The sequence below is a fragment of the Bradyrhizobium sp. INPA03-11B genome (genome assembly GCF_040446015.1).
Classification (GTDB): Bacteria; Pseudomonadota; Alphaproteobacteria; order Rhizobiales; family Xanthobacteraceae; genus Bradyrhizobium; species Bradyrhizobium macuxiense_A.
Genome location: NZ_JASGSR010000003.1, coordinates 101,924 through 118,783, shown reverse-complemented (window position 1 = coordinate 118,783; position 16,860 = coordinate 101,924). Strand labels below are relative to the sequence as shown.

Here is a 16,860-nt window from a genome sequence, read left to right as displayed (position 1 = left end):
GGATTCGTCTTCGGCTCTCGGCATTGGGCCGGGACACGTTCGACTACGACGAGACCGGCTTGCGACGTGAATTGACCGCCGGCTGTCTCGTGGAGAAGGGCACTTCCGGCACGATCTACTTCGGTCATCTTCCTTTCAGGAATTCCTCGTCGCCGAGCGGTTGATCGCGGAGAGCGGCGCTGCCGGCCAGCAGGAACCCTCGACACTCCTTTCGCAACTCGCATACGTCACGCCCGAAGTCGTCGAGTTCGTCATCGATGCGGCGAAGTCCGATCCGGATCGGAAGGACGTCGTGGTGGGATGGGGGAACCTTCTCGAAGGCTACAGACGGCGCGATATGCCCCGAAGCGCCCTACGCCTGTTCGTCGACGTGCTAAGGGCCTTTCCCGGTTCGGAAGAGGGACGCAAGGATACTGGTTCGATTAGCTGCTGTTTTTTGCCGCTAACGGCGCCATCGAATTCGAGCCTAAATCCCGGCGGGCGCGCGAGGTATTTACGGGCATCTGCCGTCGAGCGTTGGCGATCCGGCGATCGCGACCGTGCTGGCGCGTGTCTGGTGCTGATGGCCGATGTCCTGTCGTGGAACACGCCCGAGCGCGACAGGGTCATCTCTCAGATCTTCGCCGCGTGGCTGAATCCGCGGGCGCTGCGCGAAGCGCTCGCGGTGGCGCGCAAGCTCGGCCGCTCCGAGCATCATCACATCCGACAGGAAGACGATCTGCCACTTTGGGCATTCCTCCAATCCGCGAAGGTCTCGGGCACACCGCCTTCCGTCGCCGTCGACACCGACTCGCTTCACCGTCACGCCGACATGGTGATCTATTTCGGCATAGCCGAGGGAGAAGACATGAGGTCCGAGGGGGCGGTACGACCGCGCAACAAATCTACCGTCAATGGGACCCGCGTGAGCCCGACCTCGACAAGGTGCGCCCATTCTTTTCGGAACAGGATTTGAGGCAGAAGATATTGCCGCTCGAAATCGTCTTCACAGGACGAACCGCCGACAAGGTCCCGGTCAAACAGGCCTCGATATGGCCGACCCTCAGGCTTCCGAAGCGCCGGGAACCGCAGTGAACCTACACCTGTCCAGTGACGGCAGCTCGTGGTTTTACCGAAATACCTGGGGAGCCTCGGGTATTCCCTAGCCAGCCGGCAATCGATTCCGCGCTAAGAGCTTCCCCGGCCATCATGTATTGGACCATTGGCCTTACTGACTTCGTCGACGGCGGAAAACATGAAGTTGAGCGAGCTGATCGCGAGGGGTGGCACCTCTTTTACCGACCAATCGGGCATCGACGCGGACGGATACGGCAGACTGATTCGCCATTTGAGCGGTTTCACGTTTTGGCGGTCGAATAAGATCCGACGCCGCAAGCTTTGGGAGCCACAGGAGGCGGCCCTTGGGATGGTTGCCGCCTATCTCAGCGCGGATCGACGCCTGCCCGTCGAGAGAATAGCGAACGAAGCGGCCTTGGTGAAAATGCCGACGGGTACGGGCAAGTCGGCCGTCATAACGGTCCTGTGCCGCTGTCTGCCTGCCATCAAGCGTGTCCTTGTTCTGACGCCGCGAGAAGCGCTCACCGATCAGCTATACCGCTATGTCCGGCGCGGCTTCTGGGCCCGGATGGACTGCACCGTCGACCATCAGTCCATCTATTCCGACGAGAAGGGCGCCGCGACCGGCAACCCCGTCCCGCAGGCATATGTCGCGAAGCTTCTGCCGAGTGCGGTGAGATCGATCCTCGATGCCGCCGCAAGCCAGGATCGCCTCGTTCTGGTCGGCACGCTCCAGGCCATGGACATGATCAGACGGGACGCGCAGAAGGCGCTCGACCCGTCGCCGACTTCGGAAAGCCTGCGCGCTGCGGATCTCCTGCGCCTGATCGCAACCTTTGACCTGGTCATAGTGGACGAGGGGCACTACGAACCGGCGATCTCCTGGAGCAGGGCGATCCGGGATGCCGATCTTCCGACCGTGCTTTTCAGCGCGACCCCGTATCGCAACGACTACAAATCCTTCCGGGTTCGCGGAAGGTTCGTGTTCAATCAGCCGATAGACGATGCGATTCACGAACGCATCATCCGCAGACCGCGCTTCGGAGCACTCTCCGGCTTCTCGCGGCTGCCGTCGACGACTTCGGCGTCGCCGCTCTCCGAATTCACCGACGACACGAACTCTGATGCCCAGTTGAATTCGCGCCACCGCGCGGACGCCGCGAAATTCGCGAGAGCATTGGTCCTCGCCGCGAAATCCATCGTCGCTCCTCCCGGGGTCGATTATCCGAAGATCATTGTGCGCGCCGACGAGCGCGCCAAGCTCGAGATGCTCCATGACGAGATCGAGCGCGTCGGCGGCGAGCCGGCGTTGACCATCCATCATGCGATCGAGCGCAACGATCCCTTGAAGCGGCGTTTCAACAGCGTGAAGGCCGCGCAGTCGGTTCCTGAGAACGCGAAGGTCCGTTACTGGTTGCACCAGACGAAACTGCTGGAAGGAGTCGACGACTTCTCCTTCGTCGCGGTGGCCGTATATGACGTGTTCGGGAACGCTCGCCAACTGGTCCAGCAGATCGGCCGCGTGCTGCGCTCGTCCGACGAACGCCGCAAGACGAGGCAGGAGGCGGTCGTTCTGGCGTCGCCCGAGATGGTGTCGCGGATCGAGACGTCCTGGAACCATTACCTTGATTTCGAGAGATATTGCGCGCGAAACACCCGCTATCTGGTGACCAACGAAGCGGCGTTGCCGGACCGGCTGCTGGCGACGATGCCCGACATTCAATACATCGAAGGGCAATTCAGACCGCGGTTCATGATCGAGGGAAAGCTCGAAATCGACGACATCCGTCTTCCCGCCAGTGCGGCGGTTTTTCGGCTGGGAGGCGGCTTCGACAAGGGCGTCGTGCGTTCGGAAATCGTGGAAGCGATCTTGAACGAGGATCGCTTCAAGCCGATCGAGATCTCGGGACTTCCCGACGAAGCGATCGCGGTGGCCTACTACGGGTGGCAGACCTCACCGCTCCTTGCCAGGCAGTTCTTTCCCGAGTGGAAGCTGGGGGTCTGCGTCGTGGTCCGGTCGGGCAACCTCGTTCTGGCCCACGACACGGGCGGCATCGTATTCGATGCCGGCAAGCTTGGGCTCGGACGGATGGACCAGACCGAGTTTGCCCGGGGGATTCCGGCGGCATCGAGCGGAAAGCCGGTCCGCATCGCTCGCATATCGTCGGCTTCGCTCGATATGTCGGAGCGGGCGATCCGCTCCCAGGCCACGCGCACCCGATCATTCGAGAACACGTTCACCGATCTTCTCGACCCTGCGATGGTCCCCACATCGGCTTACGCGTTTCTCGGACGGTTCGGAAGATACCTCGGACTTACGCGGGCGCGGATCCGCGACGCCTTGCCGGAACCGCTGGAGCTTGCCCGGTACATCGAATGGGCGGGAAACGTCGCCGACCAGTTCCGGGACGGTACGCGCGTCAGGAACCCGGTCTTCGAGCGGTACGCGCGGGTCGCCGCCGTACCGTCCGGCGACGAAGCGGAAGCGAAGAACATCCTTCTGGACCTCGGAGACAGCTTCTCGGATTTCCTGCATGAAATTGACGACGTGGGCTTGCGCGCCTCGCTCGTTGATGCAGATCATGACGATCTATGCGCGGACGTCGACGACGGCAGCTTCCAGATCCGGATCGCCGGCGAACCCTTTCAGTGCAAAGTCGAGTTTGTCGAGCGGACGGCGCGTTACCGCATAAGAAGTCCAGATCTCGACTCACGGTTTCTCGCGCAGACGCCCGGCGGACGACGCTCGGCGTCGACCTTCACGCAACTTCTCAATCGAACTCAGTCGTTTCGGATCATCCCGGAGAAGAGCGGCATCGTCTATGCCAACGGTAATTTCTACGAGCCGCAAGGCTTTCGGCCGCGTCCGGACGGCACCATCATGCAATTGCAGAACGCGGTAGCCGTCCCCGTGCTGGCCAACATCCTGACCGAAAAGGGGGAAGACCTCTACGACAAGGACCGGTCCTCCTGGAAGACCGATTCGTTGTTCGGTCTCTTCAAGGCGATGGCCGATCACGGAGCGGGCCGTCCGTTGCCGCCCGAATGGGGAGACCTCGGCAGAGCGACTACGCGTTTCGATCTCATCGTCTGCGACGACGATGGGCAGGAGGTTGGCGACTTTCTCGCCGTCGACACGTCGAACAGAACGGCGGCCATCATCCACGCCAAGGCATCGAGCGACCTTCACAAGGAGAGCGTCACGGCGATCGAGGTCGTCGGACGGCAGGCCCTGGCCTCGCTCGCGTTCTGCTCGACGACGTCACTACCTCCCAAGATCGGCGAAAAACGTTGGGAAAGCGAAGTCCAGGCCAACCAGGTGAAATTGAACGGCTTGAAACGCGTCTTCAAGAACTCGGCAGGGCTCGACATCAAGCAGATCGAAACCGCCATTCAGGAAGCCGTAACCAATCGGTCCTGGTCGCGGGAAATCTGGATCGTCGCCTCTCGTCTGATGGACCTCGATTACCTTGCCGAAAGCGTGAGGGGAGGCATGACCAATCGGAATTGGCAGCTTCTCATGTATCTCGACGGTCTCGCCACCGCTTGCGGCCGAGGCAACGCGCGTCTGCGCATATTCTGCCACGACGGCGCCGACGTCACGGTTTCCGCCCCAAAGAAGCGCAGGAAAAGCCCACGGTCTCAAAAGAAAGCATGACCTAGGCGATGCCCGCGAGTTGTTGAAATATCTCTCGCTGCACAGCATGACTCGACCAAACGTCTGGCCCAATCGGTTCGAGCAGTTCGGGATTGACGACGCGGCCGCCATGGTCGGAGCGTGGTACCACTGGTCACAGCCCTGATGAGCGCGGTTGCTTCCGGTCTCGGCGTCACGTTGCTGCCCGAATTCCTGGTCAGATCCCACATCGATCGCGACGGGATTGCCGTCGCTTTCGACGCGGCCATGGATACCGATGCCGGGTGTTATTTCGTCTATCCCACGAACGCAGGCAGGCTGGGGATGCTCCTTTCGCAATTCAGAGACTGGCTCCTGATGCAGGCGCGGTTATTCGACTCGGTTCGAGGCAGGCCTTCGTCGCGTCGGGATTTTGCTCGCTACAGAGTGAAGGTGAGCCGGGATAGAAATCCGGGTTTTGCCACGTCCCGGCCGGACGCTGCTGAAGGGCCCGTAACGCTTCGGATTGCCGCGCGGCGCTGCGCCAAGAACGTCGCTGTTGCGCTCAGGTAAAGATACGAGATGTCGCCAAAAGCGGGGAAAAAGCGGCCAATTGGACTGAGGGCGGGTGGCGATATGCCGCTAGGGTGGTAAGATGATTCGGACGGGTCGACCCGTCAGCCGCTCCTCTAGCCTCCAGCCTTCAGGAGACTTCATGTATCTGGCAGACGTCGACATTGGTCACGCGATCGAGGCCGGAGAAATCCAGATAAGCCCCGCGGTAAAGGCCGAAGATATCCGGCCTGCTGGCATTCGTCTCCATCTCGCGGACACCATCGCGATGCCCATTTCCTCCGACGCCAAGGTGGTCGACTTCGCCGCACCCGAATGCACCGACTTCAAGTTGTTCGAATTGCCGCGCGAAGGCTATGTCCTGAAAAAGCGCGAGTTTATCCTGGCGTCCACGGTCGAGACAGTCCAGACGAGCCCGAATATCTTGGCTCAACTCGATGGACGGAGCACGATGGCGAGAATCGGGGTGATGATACACTGCGGCTCCAGCGTGATCGACAACGTGCATGAGGAAGCAAGGGCGATCACCTTAGAGATCGCAAATCTCGGCCCCTACGATGTGAGGCTCCGGGCCGGCGACGCCATCGGCATGCTCATCTTCTCCTATCTGACGAACAATGTGCAGCAGCCGGCAAATCCTCAATATCGGGGTCAGGTAATGGTCACGCCTCCGGTCGTGCGGTCGTTCGAACGCGCCTAAGCAACGAACCGCCATGCCATGATCCTCTCGGGCCCGGAGATAGCTCACGCGCAGTCGCTAGGCGACATAGTGATCGATCCCTTCTCCTCCGAAGAGCTGAATCCCAACAGCTACAACTATCGTCTGGCCGACACTATCAAGATATTGCGTTCCGATGGCGAATCCGAGGAGACGCGCATCCCGGAAGGCGGACTGCTTTTGATGCCGAAACACCTCTATTTGGGCGCGACACACGAATTCATCGCAAGCTGCCGATACGCAATTACCTTGCTCGGACGTTCCTCGGTCGGCAGGCTCGGCATTTTTCTGAACGCCACCGCGGATCTGGGTCACGTTGGATCCGCCTCGCGCTGGACTCTGGAAATCTCGGTCGTCCAGCCCGTGGTCGTCTATCCCTACATGAAGTTCGGTCAGGTCGCCTTTTGGGAGTCGGTGGGGCCCAGCGTCCCGTACCAAGGGAGTTACCTAGGTGATACGGAACCCGAACGGTGCAAAGATGGTGAGCTGATCGAAGCGCAACACAGAGCCTGATATTGATTCTTTCGGGACCAGCGATAAGGGACGCCGTCGCCTCCGGCGAGATAGTGATCGATCCCTTCGACCCCTCTCAATTGAGCCCCAATTCCTACGATTTTAGGTTGGGCAATCGCTGCAAAGTATACCGAGACCAGGTACTCGATACCGCACGTGTCAACGAAGTCGACGCCTTCGAGCTGCCTGCCGACGGCATGACTCTCGCTCCCGGTCGTCTCTATCTGGTCAACACGCTGGAGCGGATGGGTAGCACCCGTTACGTCCCGATCATCAGGGGACGTTCTTCCGTCGGCCGTCTCGGGCTCTTCATCGATGTCACCGCCGATCTCATCGATCTCGGGTCGATCAACCAATGGACGCTTCAGCTCGCGCCCGTGCTGCCGGTGAAGGTCTATCCGGGCATGAGGATCGGCCAGGTCACCTTCTGGTGCGTGAAGGGCGAGCCGGTCCTATATTCAGGAAAATACGCAGGCCAAAGCAGTCCGGTGGAATCGTTGATCCACAGGGACATCGAGGGTGACGATCCATGAAGATAACGGAATTGGCCAACCAGGGCGTCGACGCCGTGTTCGATGCCCTGCACGGCAATATCGACCTTTCGGATTTCGACAGCAAGAACGGCGACCAGGTTCGCCGAATAATCTCGGCGCCCTTTCTGCAGCGTCTCCGGCGCATCAAGCAGCTCGGCTTTGTGTCGCAAAATTTCCTTTCGGCCACGCATAACCGCTATTCGCACGCGCTGGGCACCGTGCACATCATGCGGAAACTCATCCGGCAGCTAGAGAAGACGGACTTGTTCGACCGCGCGCTTCCGAGCGCTTATGCGATGACGCGCGACGAACAATTCGCCAAGTCCAGGAAGAATTCGGGCGCTGCGAGGCTGAAGCAGCATCTCATCATTTGCGCCGCCATTCAGGATGTGGGCGAATTGCCGTACGAGAAGGCTACGGCGAAGATATTCTCTCCCGGAGAAAGAATCCGTCGTGCTCTCAGAGACGCGAACGTCGATCTTCATCAGATGTCCGACAAGGACGCCTTCACGCTTTCGTTCATCTGGATCGAAGAATACGCGCAAGAGTATTTCGAAGGCCTCAACAAGAATCTGCTCACTTACCTTATTTCGGGCCTCGTTCCGAAAGGCCGTACCGCGGACGCGGAGCTAGGCGCCTTGAGGCAGATGCTGGACGGCAACACGATCGACGCCGACCGCCTCGACTATGTCTATCGCGATGCGTTTCATACGATAGGCGTCCATCACACGCCCGACGCGCTGATCGATTCAATCGTGGAATACGATCAGAGCGGCCCAGCCCTGTGGCACGTCCGGCCAATAACCGAGTTCATTGTGACAAGGGCGATGCTTTGGTCGAACGTCTATCTTTCGCCCGAAAACCGCTTTCGTGTGATCTTGTTAAGGAGGGCGCTCAAGGAGTTGCTCGATCCCAAGGGAAAGCACGTCCAGACTCTGCTGAAGAAGTGGCTTCCGAACGAAATGACGCCCGAGAACTTCTTGGCGGTCGACGACCCCTTCATCGACGCGCTCGTGAACGACGCCCGCGAAAAGGGTCTCGACCTGGCCGACGCCAATGCTCTGGAAATTCTCGAGGATGGAGGCACCGGGTACGAATACAAGTGGGTGGCATTCTCGAACGAAGACCGCCCGCTCGCGACGCCGATCAGCACACCCGCGAACTTCTATTGGGACACCTACGCCGACTACCGCCAACGAACTCACACCCTTTACACTCCCGAAAGCATCCGGATAGTCGGTCCGAGATACTCCCTCCTCGACGAAGGCGTTTATCTCGAGCACTGCATCGGTCCGTTCTCGAAGCTGTTGGGATTCGGCGATACAGCCGCGAACGTCGCCGACACGTGGCCCGCGCTGCCCATGCCGGAGCATATGGTATGGTTCGTTCCGAGCAACGCGGACGCCAAGCAAGACCCATGGCGGAGTCTCTTCGACGCAAAAGGTTCGGCTCAACTCACCACGCAGTTGGAACTGAACGATCCGCTCGGGGGCATTGATTTCGAACCGGATACGAGAGAGCACCCGGATTGCACCGGCCCTGCGATCTTCCTCGCGTTCGCATGGGAAGACCGAGAATACGTTTCGCGCCTCGCATCCATTCTGCTCGATCTCAAGCGCCGCTATTTCGTTCTTCTCAACAACTTCTCCGGCTACGGGCAGAGCACCGTCAAGAATAGCGAGCAAGCTGTCGACGAGGCCGAAGCCGTAATCCTGCTGGCGTCGACCGGCTATAAGAAGAAATGGCGGACGATAGTGGAGGGACCTATCTTCGGGGAAGTGTCGCGGATGATCTCCAGAAGGGAGCTGGTCCCGGTCGTACCGATGGGGCTGGATTCGTTCGTGGACTTGAAGGACGATTTCCCTTGGGGATTGCTCACCAGTGACTCGAAAATGCCGTTCATGGAAACCAATCTGAGAGGAGCTTCCACGGAAGCGTTTCGAAACACCGTCGTCGGCGTCCTGCAGGCGATCGAAAAGCACAAGAAGCCATGAAGATCTCCTTCGATCCAACTTGGTCTATCGCTCAGATCGGGGAAAAGAAGCTGATCGAAACGGTGTTACGTCCGCTGTTCGCTCCGCCGGACGGGGACGAAATAATAGGTGACGACTGCGCAGCCTTGAGCGTTCCCGAGGGAGCTCTGGCGCTGCTATCGACCGACCGGGTTCCAGCCGATCTGATGGCCTACAAGGCCGGATTGCTCGATGCCCGAGGATTGGGGCGATACCTTGCGCTGTTGAATTTGAGCGATATCGCTGCCTGCGGCGGTCTCCCCCTCGCTCTGCTGTTCAACTGCGCCCTTCCGGCGAACTTTTCCTTGCACGCGCTTGTCGATATCGCGACCGGTATGAGAGACCTAACCGCTCAATTCGGCGCGATCGTCGCCGGCGGAGATCTGAGTTCGAGCGTGGAGATCAGCCTCTCGGCGACGGCTTTCGGCTATGTCGAGAAAGAATTGAGGTTGCCGCGGCGCGGTGCGTCGCCAGACGACACGATATTCGTAACCCGGCCGCCGGGACTGACCACGGTCGGACTACGATACTGCAAGTCGCCGTCCGATTTCGACTGGTTGTCGCTCCAGGAAGTCGACAGGTTGCGAAATCAGTTTTCGTGCCTCGAACCGGAGTTCGAAATCGGGCGTACATTGGCGGCGTCCGGCCATTGCACGTCCTGTATGGACAATACCGACGGCGTGGGGCAGAGCCTCTCTGAACTCGCGGCGGAATCGAGAAGCGCGTTCGTGGTGCGCGTTGACGAACTGCCTTTGGACCCTTTGGTTGTCCGCTCCGCGGAGAAAAGCGACGAGGACCCGATCGCGCTGGCGCTGGGGCCGGGGGCCGACTTCGGGCTTATAGGCACCCTGGCCGGGAAATGGGACCAGGAGCGCGCGCGAACGTTGCACCCCCGGATCGTGCCGGTCGGCTCGGTCGCCGAAGGACAGGGAGTGCATTTAAGTCGCGATGGCACGGATGAGCCGTTTTCGCCGCGCGGGTGGGAATACTTCTCTTCCGGTTAGTCCAATTGCCTTTGGGCGTAGTCGAAAGTTTCGACCCGATGCGATCGGTTGGGGTTCGTCTTGTCGTCCCGCCTACTTCGGCGTTAAGGCCGAAGATAAGGCGAAAACGCATTTTCTAGGGCTCAGTAGGTGATGGGAGCGAAAGCTGCCTCGGCCAGCCGATAGGCCCGGGATTTCCCTAGGTCGAATAGCTGCATCGAGAGGCTAAAACGGCGGCTGAGTTGGGGAGGCGGCATCATGTAAGCGGTTGCAGGCAGGTCGGTGGGGCCGAATCGATCTTGCGATTTCTGTCGAAAACCCGCTGACTACGGCCAGATTCCATGCGGGCGGGCAGCGCAGACTGTACGGTCGGGGCTGATGTGTCGAGGGAAATGCGGATGAGTGCGAAACGCGACGCCCGGTCCAATGGAAGTTCGCCATCGACTCTAGCATTGGACCTCGTCCGACGACTGGAACGCCTGGATCCCAAGAAGACCCACCTTCTGATTTCCTGCAGCAAGACCAAGGGGACGCATCGGGCGCCCGCCGGCGAGCTGTACACGTCGGCGCTGTTCATAAAATCGCGCCGATTGGCGGACGCCTATCAGGTGCCGTTCAGCATCCTGTCGGCCAAGCACGGCCTGGTAGCGCCCGACGAGCCGATCGACCCTTACGACGTCACGCTCAAGGGGGCCGACAGGCAGTTTCGCGATCAATGGGGCAAACGCACCGCTAGGCAGATCGACGACGCGTTCGCCGTCGGCAAGCGCCTGCTTCTGCTTGCCGGCAGCGACTATGTCGAGCCGCTGCGGGAAAACCTGCCCCGTTTCGCCCGGCGCGTCGAACTTCCGCTCGACGGCCTCTCGCTTGGGTTGCGGCTGAGCGTCCTCGATAACGCCTACCGGATCTGCAACAGGCAGAAGTTCATCGCGGATTTTTACGGTCTACTGGAGCGGCTGTCGGGCTCCCTCGGACGTCGAACCCTGCCCGAGATCGTCGCGGGAGGCTTACCTCCGAAAGGCGTGTATTTCTTCTTCGATCCCGCGGAGCCGACGTCCTTCTCGAAAAAGCTGCCCAGACTCGTGCGCATAGGCACGCATGCCGTCTCGCTGGGCTCGAAGGCGACGTTGCGCAATCGATTGCGAACGCACTTCGGAACCCGCGAAGGTGGCGGCAACCATCGCGCCTCCGTGTTCAGGCTGCACGTCGGACAGTCATTGATCGCACGACACGGCAGACAAGACGAGTTTCCCGATTGGGGCAAGGGTCAGAGTGCCGTGAAATCGATCACCGAGCGCGAGGAGCGAATGGAGCGGGAAGTGTCGGCCTATCTGTCGCGACTGCTGGTCCTCTACATTCCGATCGAAGATAACGCCGGAAAATCGAGCATGCGGGCCGTGATGGAGCATCACCTCATCGCGCTGATGACCGAGGACCGGGCTTTTCTAGAAAAGACTTCCGAGGATTGGCTCGGTCGCTGGTCCAGTCGGCCGGAGATCGCGACGTCCGGACTTTGGAACGTCCGTAGCGTCGGCGAGCGAGCCGACCTCAAGATCGTCGAGATGCTCGGGCGGCTCATGGACAAATCCGTGCCCGCTGCAAAGACCTAGAGAGTGCGATGCCGCGTATTTCCGATTCGCTGAAGAAGGCCGCGAAGAAACAGGAATCTCTTCCGGTGTGGCTCACGCACATGTGGCAACGGCAGCATGAGCACCGTCAACTCTCGCTGTTGCTCGGCGCCGGCGTGTCGATGGACGCGGGCTGTCCCGGGTGGAAGGCCCTCGTGGACAGACTTGCCGCCGAGGAAGGCGTCGAAGCCGACGAGATCAAGCTCCACCGCGAGGACGGTCTGCAGGAATCTTACCTGACGGAGATGCTCTTTCAGAACCACTCCGCGAAGGAAAAGTCGCGCCAGCGGTCGATGGACCGCAGAATCCTAAAATTCCAGATCTCTTCGGCTTGGTACGCGAAGATTCACAAGTGCCTCTATGCGGACGTCCAAACCGCGAAGTTCGACGATTTGTTGGCACGCCACTCGTATCTTTCCGACCTCGGCGAACTCGTCTACAAGACGTCGTTCACGGTGAATTTCAATTTCGACGACGTCGTCGACGAAGCGACCTACCTGTACGCGAAGGAAACCGGCAAGCCGAGCCCGGAAATTCTGATGGAGCCGCGGCCGGAAACCCGTCGCTCGGTTCCGGCGGTCTACCATATCAACGGATATATCCCCCGTGAGGAAATCCGACGCCGGAGCGAAACGGTCACGCTCTCGGAAGACGCTTTCGCCGACGTCATGCTTTCGACAAACGCCATCGCATCCGAATTCATCAACGCCAAATTCGCCACCAACACGTTTCTCATCCTCGGATCGTCGCTTTCGGACGGTTCTCTGAAGAACATGTTGCGAGGCGGAGCCAACCGCAATGCCGCGAACCATCACTACATTGTCTATTGGGAAGATCCGACGAAGAAACCCAGGACGAAAAGACAGCGTGACGACATCTCGGCCGTGAACCTGAACGTCTACAATCTGATCTCGATCTTCCTCGACACCGAAGAGCTGAAGAGCATGATCAGGATACTCAACATCACGGACCCGGTCCGCTTCGCGGACGAAATCGCGGGAATATCTGGCGATAAGATTTCGCGTCGATATTACCTCGTAGGCCCGGTCGCCGGCGGCAAATCGTCGACCTTGGCTTCGCTCCGCTGCTTCAGTACCCACGAGGAATGGTCTGGAAGACCTCCCGCCGTCATGTATCAGAAGGAAAGCCTGCTTTCCCCGGATCAACAGCAGGATGTAGACGATTTTCTATTTCCTCAACTTGCCGGCAAGAACAGTAGGATGTCGAGCGCCGGTCCGGGCGTGCATGTGATGGATCGCGCATACTTCGACCTGTTTGCATTTTCGCAAGACAATCCGAAGGAAGTCCTTCGCAAGGCCAAGGAACTCAGGCGACGGATCACTGGACCGAGCAGCGGCGGCTTCGCCGACGGTCACATCATCTTCCTCGATGCAGAAAAGAACGAGCTCAGCCAGCGTATGGCCAAGCGAGGCAGACCGAAGGGCCGCCTTGGCCGAATCTCGTACGATGCCACCAGCCTGGTCAAGCAGTCGGCGCATTTGAAGGAGATCTATCGTCCCCACAAGCATTCCGTCTTCGATACGACGCACGACGACAGTTCGTCCGTCGCCCGAACGGTCGCCAGATTTATCCTGCTCGGCAAATATGATCCCTTCGACTTCAACAAGCGCCTGAAGCAGGTCATCGCGGCGCGCGGAAACATATGATTTCGAACAGACCATGCGTGTACCTCGCTGCTCCGCTCTTTTCGGACGGCGAGCGCGCATCCAATCGCGACATAGCAAGGCGTCTTTCCGGCGCCGCGGACGTCTTCGTGCCGCAGGACGACGGTCTGCTTCTCGTCGATCTCGTCGAGCAGGGCATGCAGATCGAAGAGGCCAAGCGCAGGATATTCCAGGCTGACGTGGCGGCGATTACCCGCTGCGACGTGTTGGTCATCGTGATGGATGGCCGTTCGATCGACGAGGGGGCTTCCTTCGAGCTCGGCTACGCTTACGCGTCAGGAAAGGTCTGCGTCGGGCTGAAGACCGACGTCCGATCGCTGCTCCCGATCGGCGACAACCCGATGATCGAGTGCGCCGTGCGCCGCATATTCCGCCAGGTCGAGGATCTCGCCGAATGGCTTTCGGGGGTCGCATGGAAGCCGTCCTAGGAAGCGCCGCGCTGGTCCTGTTTTCCGGCGGGCAGGATTCCACGACCTGTCTGGCCTGGGCACTGTCGCGGTTCGACATGGTCGCCACCATCGGCTTCGGTTACGGACAACGGCACGCGGTCGAACTTGAGGCACGCAAGGTCATATTTGACCGCATCGCTGCCGAGTATCCGGAATGGAAGCGCAGGCTGGCATTCGACCATGTGGTGCAGCTCGAGCTCATCCGAGAATTAGGGCGCGAACGATTCGACAATGGCCCCGAGACGGTCGGCGAATTCGAGACGGGAAAGAGATACATCCCGGCCCGTAACCTGCTCTTCGTGACGATGGCGGCGATCGTGGCGTTCCGGACAGGCATCTCCGACTTGGTTTGCGGCGTCAGCGAGGCCGAATATTCGGGTTATCCCGACTGCACCGAGACGGCGGTCAGCGCGATGGAGGCGGCGGTCTCGGCGAACACCGGCCGGAAGATTCGCGTTCATGCGCCGCTGATGGACAAGACCAAAGCTGACGTCTGGCGGCTCGCCCAAGAGCTCGGCGGAGGCACGTTCGTCGACCTTATCGTAAGGGACACGCACACCTGCTACGCAGGCCAAAGGAACATCGAACACGCATGGGGTTTTGGATGCGGCGACTGCAATGCCTGCCGTCTCCGTTCGAAGGGTCATAGGGAATTTACGGCCGGCGGCGCTCTCGGATAAGAGTTTCTTCATCGGATCGGCGGGAAAGCATTTTTCGATCTGTGCATCGCGGACAAGGATATTGGCTTTGCGAGCCAGCCTATTAGGGTTTCGTCGCAAGAATAGCGACGATCCTTTTTCTTTTAGCTGCCGAGCGAACGAGCATGGTTCCCTGCTGCGATTGAGGCAGCCATTCGAGAAGCCGCTGGACGCCCAGGCGCGTCGAAGCTTCATCCGCGCAATTGGCGATCAGCACGATCTGGACGGCCTGGACCGGATCGACGACGTAGACGCCGAAGGGCGCGGAGACGACCGTCGCATTGGGAAAGCCGAGCATGCGCTGCGCCTGAGTTTCCGTCGCGCCCTTGTGACAAGCGACGAGATGGACAGGTCCTCCGTCCACGCCCGCGAGCATGGCGGAAAGCTCATCATCCCGCAGATGCGGCTGCCCTACCATTTCGCGTGCCGCGGCTACGGACATCGCGTCGGGAACGGCGCCGATGCGGAACAAGACCTTCTTGTTCTCGACGTTGGCGACGCAAGCGCTCCGGTCCGACGAGGTCTTCGCGCCGAGAGCGGCCCGGATCGCATCGATCATGCGGCCGCTGCGCTCCGCATAGTTCAGGCGATTCCAATCCAGAGCCGGACCGAGATATCTTCTGCCACGGCCGGCCTCCGATACGCCTCGTTGCACGAGCTTCACCGTCATGGCGGAGATCGTGCGTCTGATCGCTTCCTCCAGTGCGGCTGGGGTCTTCGCCGACGGTTGAAAGCGGTTCTCGACCTCCATCCTCGTCTGGAACGCGCGATCCGGAGCCTTCGATGGCCTACTGGTGGCATCGCGTTCGAAGATATCGACGATCGACACCTTTCCGGGTGCGACAGAGTACGCAGTCATGAACTCCGCGTGGCATATCCCGACCGAGGCATATTCGCCCCGTCCAGTCCAGCCAGCATTGCCATTGTAAAGCGCGACGAGAATGTCGCAGTCGCGTGCCTGCCGCATGCACTCGTCCCACGAGTCCAGTTCGGCCGTCTCGGCCGCGTCCTCGTTAATCCAGACCTCGTAGGGTTTTCTCCCGAGGACGACGGCGTTCTCGATTTCCTTCTTCATCTTCAGCCGCAGATCGCTCAGTCTGACCCCGTCCTTCGAAGTCAGCGGAAACTGGTCGTTGCAGCGGCTTGAGAGCATCACCCGAATTTTGGAGGATTTGGCCATTTCAACATTCCTGCCGCACGATGCCGATGAACGGACCGGTGCGGCGGCCAGCCCTGAGCAGATCCTCATCGACGCGAGCGATGCCGTCGTGGCCCTGTGTCAGCGGTGATCGCGGCAGATCACTCGTCCGCGACGGGCAGCGCTTCAATGTCGACAACGACCGATCCATCCTCGTCTTCCGGCACGACCAGCCTGTCTCCGAAGATCTTGCGCATATAGGGAAGATCGTACGTACAATAGATCGTATAGTCGTCATCGCCCCGCGCCTCTGCGAGCCATTTCATTGCCTTCTCGTGAGGATTTGGAAACTTCACGTGGTCGCCTGAAACGACGTAGGCGTCCGCCGTCACCGTCGAGAAGAACTCGGCGTCCACGTTGTTCTGGCTGCCGTGATGCATCAGCTTCAGGAGCTGTACGTGCAATCTGCCGTCGGCGTCGAGCATACGCCGCCGCGCAAGACCTTCGATGATCTTGTCGCCCCTGGCATCGCCGGTCAGAAGAGCGCGTCTACGGCCGAAGCAGGCCATGACGATGATGCTGGACAGATTGTAGGGCGACCGATCCGAATATGCGGCGGTGATGCTCTGGCGGCGCTTCCGCTTCCATTGCTTTCGGAGCTTCTCGAGCTCTTCAGCGTTTGGACCGACGACCTGAAGCTGAAGACCGCCGAAAGGGGCATCGTCCATTCCGTCCCGCAGCAACACCAACGGCTGATACGGCGCGTTGCAACGGTGATCGATGCCGTGCCGCTTGGCGAAGGCATGGAGCATCTGGCCTTGGGGGACCGAGGACAGGACCTTTCCGTACCATCGATCATCGGTCTTCGCAGTGGGCGACGTCAGCGACGCTGTTACGCCCTGGACAGCCGGATCGTCTTCGATTTCGTGGTCAAGCAGTCCTTCCAGACTGTTGTGCCAAAGAATGCCGATATCCGCCGGCGCGTCGCCGTTCTCGACGTCGTCCGCGAAGTCCAGGATTCCCTGAATATGATCGTCATCGATGTGGCTGACCATCGTGAGATCTAGCTTCAGCGGCGCTTGTCCCAACTCTTCGGCCAGCGCCGTGAGCCTGGGTTTAAGCCACTTCGGGTACACGGTATCCGGGCCACCGTCGATCAGGGCCACCTTCCTGTCCTTCGGCTCGTCGCTTTCGCCCCATTGAAGGATGAGGCAATCGCCGTGTTTGGCTTTCAAGGCTTCGAGTTTGAACATCGACT

Annotated in this window: 14 protein-coding genes; 12 read left to right on the top strand and 2 right to left on the bottom strand. The window is 60.0% G+C overall.

What is annotated here, in order from left to right; genetic code table 11:
• The first annotated feature begins 160 nt into the window (after positions 1-160).
• The 12 genes from QMZ05_RS02265 to queC all read left to right on the top strand — a co-directional run bounded on the left by QMZ05_RS02265 (position 161) and on the right by queC (position 14,446).
• A complete protein-coding gene (locus tag QMZ05_RS02265) occupies positions 161-955 on the top strand; it encodes a hypothetical protein (protein WP_353699286.1) in 795 nt (264 codons plus the stop codon).
• 285 nt (positions 956-1,240) lie between these two features.
• Positions 1,241-4,714, top strand: coding sequence for a DEAD/DEAH box helicase family protein (locus QMZ05_RS02260; protein ID WP_353699285.1), 3,474 nt, complete (start codon positions 1,241-1,243; stop codon positions 4,712-4,714).
• 120 nt (positions 4,715-4,834) lie between these two features.
• Entirely contained in the window at positions 4,835-5,245 is a 411-nt protein-coding gene (locus QMZ05_RS02255; RefSeq protein ID WP_353699284.1) for a LysR substrate-binding domain-containing protein, read from the top strand.
• Positions 5,246-5,387: 142 nt separating this feature from the next.
• On the top strand, positions 5,388-5,945 hold the full coding sequence (gene dcd / locus QMZ05_RS02250) for a dCTP deaminase (RefSeq protein ID WP_353699283.1): 558 nt from the start codon (positions 5,388-5,390) through the stop codon (positions 5,943-5,945).
• A gap of 69 nt (positions 5,946-6,014) precedes the next feature.
• Entirely contained in the window at positions 6,015-6,476 is a 462-nt protein-coding gene (locus QMZ05_RS02245; protein WP_353699282.1) for a hypothetical protein, read from the top strand.
• Between the two features lie 2 nt (positions 6,477-6,478).
• Complete coding sequence (gene dcd, locus QMZ05_RS02240; protein WP_353699281.1) at positions 6,479-7,009, top strand: dCTP deaminase; 531 nt, start codon at positions 6,479-6,481, stop codon at positions 7,007-7,009.
• Positions 7,006-9,003, top strand: a complete 1,998-nt coding sequence (locus QMZ05_RS02235) for a hypothetical protein (protein WP_353699280.1) — start codon at positions 7,006-7,008, stop codon at positions 9,001-9,003. The genes dcd (QMZ05_RS02240) and QMZ05_RS02235 overlap by 4 nt, the downstream gene beginning before the upstream one ends.
• Positions 9,000-10,025, top strand: coding sequence for a thiamine-phosphate kinase (locus tag QMZ05_RS02230; RefSeq protein ID WP_353699279.1), 1,026 nt, complete (start codon positions 9,000-9,002; stop codon positions 10,023-10,025). The genes QMZ05_RS02235 and QMZ05_RS02230 overlap by 4 nt, the downstream gene beginning before the upstream one ends.
• Positions 10,026-10,402: 377 nt before the next feature.
• Entirely contained in the window at positions 10,403-11,614 is a 1,212-nt protein-coding gene (locus QMZ05_RS02225; protein WP_353699278.1) for a DUF6884 domain-containing protein, read from the top strand.
• Between the two features lie 8 nt (positions 11,615-11,622).
• Positions 11,623-13,299 carry an SIR2 family protein gene (locus tag QMZ05_RS02220; RefSeq protein WP_353699277.1) on the top strand — a complete coding sequence of 559 codons (1,677 nt, stop codon included), beginning with the start codon at positions 11,623-11,625 and terminating at the stop codon, positions 13,297-13,299.
• Positions 13,296-13,745: a nucleoside 2-deoxyribosyltransferase gene (locus QMZ05_RS02215; protein ID WP_353699276.1), complete on the top strand. Its 450-nt coding sequence runs from the start codon at positions 13,296-13,298 to the stop codon at positions 13,743-13,745. The genes QMZ05_RS02220 and QMZ05_RS02215 overlap by 4 nt, the downstream gene beginning before the upstream one ends.
• On the top strand, positions 13,730-14,446 hold the full coding sequence (queC, locus tag QMZ05_RS02210; RefSeq protein ID WP_353699275.1) for a 7-cyano-7-deazaguanine synthase QueC: 717 nt from the start codon (positions 13,730-13,732) through the stop codon (positions 14,444-14,446). Before QMZ05_RS02215 ends, queC begins: the two co-directional genes overlap by 16 nt.
• 82 nt (positions 14,447-14,528) lie before the next feature.
• Here the strand turns inward: queC and QMZ05_RS02205 are convergent, their stop codons facing one another.
• Complete coding sequence (locus QMZ05_RS02205; RefSeq protein ID WP_353699274.1) at positions 14,529-15,644, bottom strand: hypothetical protein; 1,116 nt, start codon at positions 15,642-15,644, stop codon at positions 14,529-14,531.
• A 119-nt stretch (positions 15,645-15,763) separates the two neighbouring features.
• The gene (locus tag QMZ05_RS02200; RefSeq protein ID WP_353699273.1) at positions 15,764-16,855 is read right to left on the bottom strand and encodes a hypothetical protein; all 1,092 of its coding nucleotides are present in this window, start codon (positions 16,853-16,855) and stop codon (positions 15,764-15,766) included.
• Positions 16,856-16,860: the final 5 nt, after the last annotated feature.

Bases quoted from the DNA above. Each gene is read 5' to 3' on its own strand.
- dcd (WP_353699283.1), top strand. From the start codon at position 5,388: ATGTATCTGGCAGACGTCGACATTGGTCACGCGATCGAGGCCGGAGAA.
- QMZ05_RS02235 (WP_353699280.1), top strand. From the start codon at position 7,006: ATGAAGATAACGGAATTGGCCAACCAGGGCGTCGACGCCGTGTTCGAT.
- QMZ05_RS02230 (WP_353699279.1), top strand. From the start codon at position 9,000: ATGAAGATCTCCTTCGATCCAACTTGGTCTATCGCTCAGATCGGGGAA.
- QMZ05_RS02225 (WP_353699278.1), top strand. From the start codon at position 10,403: ATGAGTGCGAAACGCGACGCCCGGTCCAATGGAAGTTCGCCATCGACT.
- QMZ05_RS02220 (WP_353699277.1), top strand. From the start codon at position 11,623: ATGCCGCGTATTTCCGATTCGCTGAAGAAGGCCGCGAAGAAACAGGAA.
- QMZ05_RS02215 (WP_353699276.1), top strand. From the start codon at position 13,296: ATGATTTCGAACAGACCATGCGTGTACCTCGCTGCTCCGCTCTTTTCG.
- queC (WP_353699275.1), top strand. From the start codon at position 13,730: ATGGAAGCCGTCCTAGGAAGCGCCGCGCTGGTCCTGTTTTCCGGCGGG.
- QMZ05_RS02205 (WP_353699274.1), bottom strand. From the start codon at position 15,644: ATGGCCAAATCCTCCAAAATTCGGGTGATGCTCTCAAGCCGCTGCAAC.
- QMZ05_RS02200 (WP_353699273.1), bottom strand. From the start codon at position 16,855: ATGTTCAAACTCGAAGCCTTGAAAGCCAAACACGGCGATTGCCTCATC.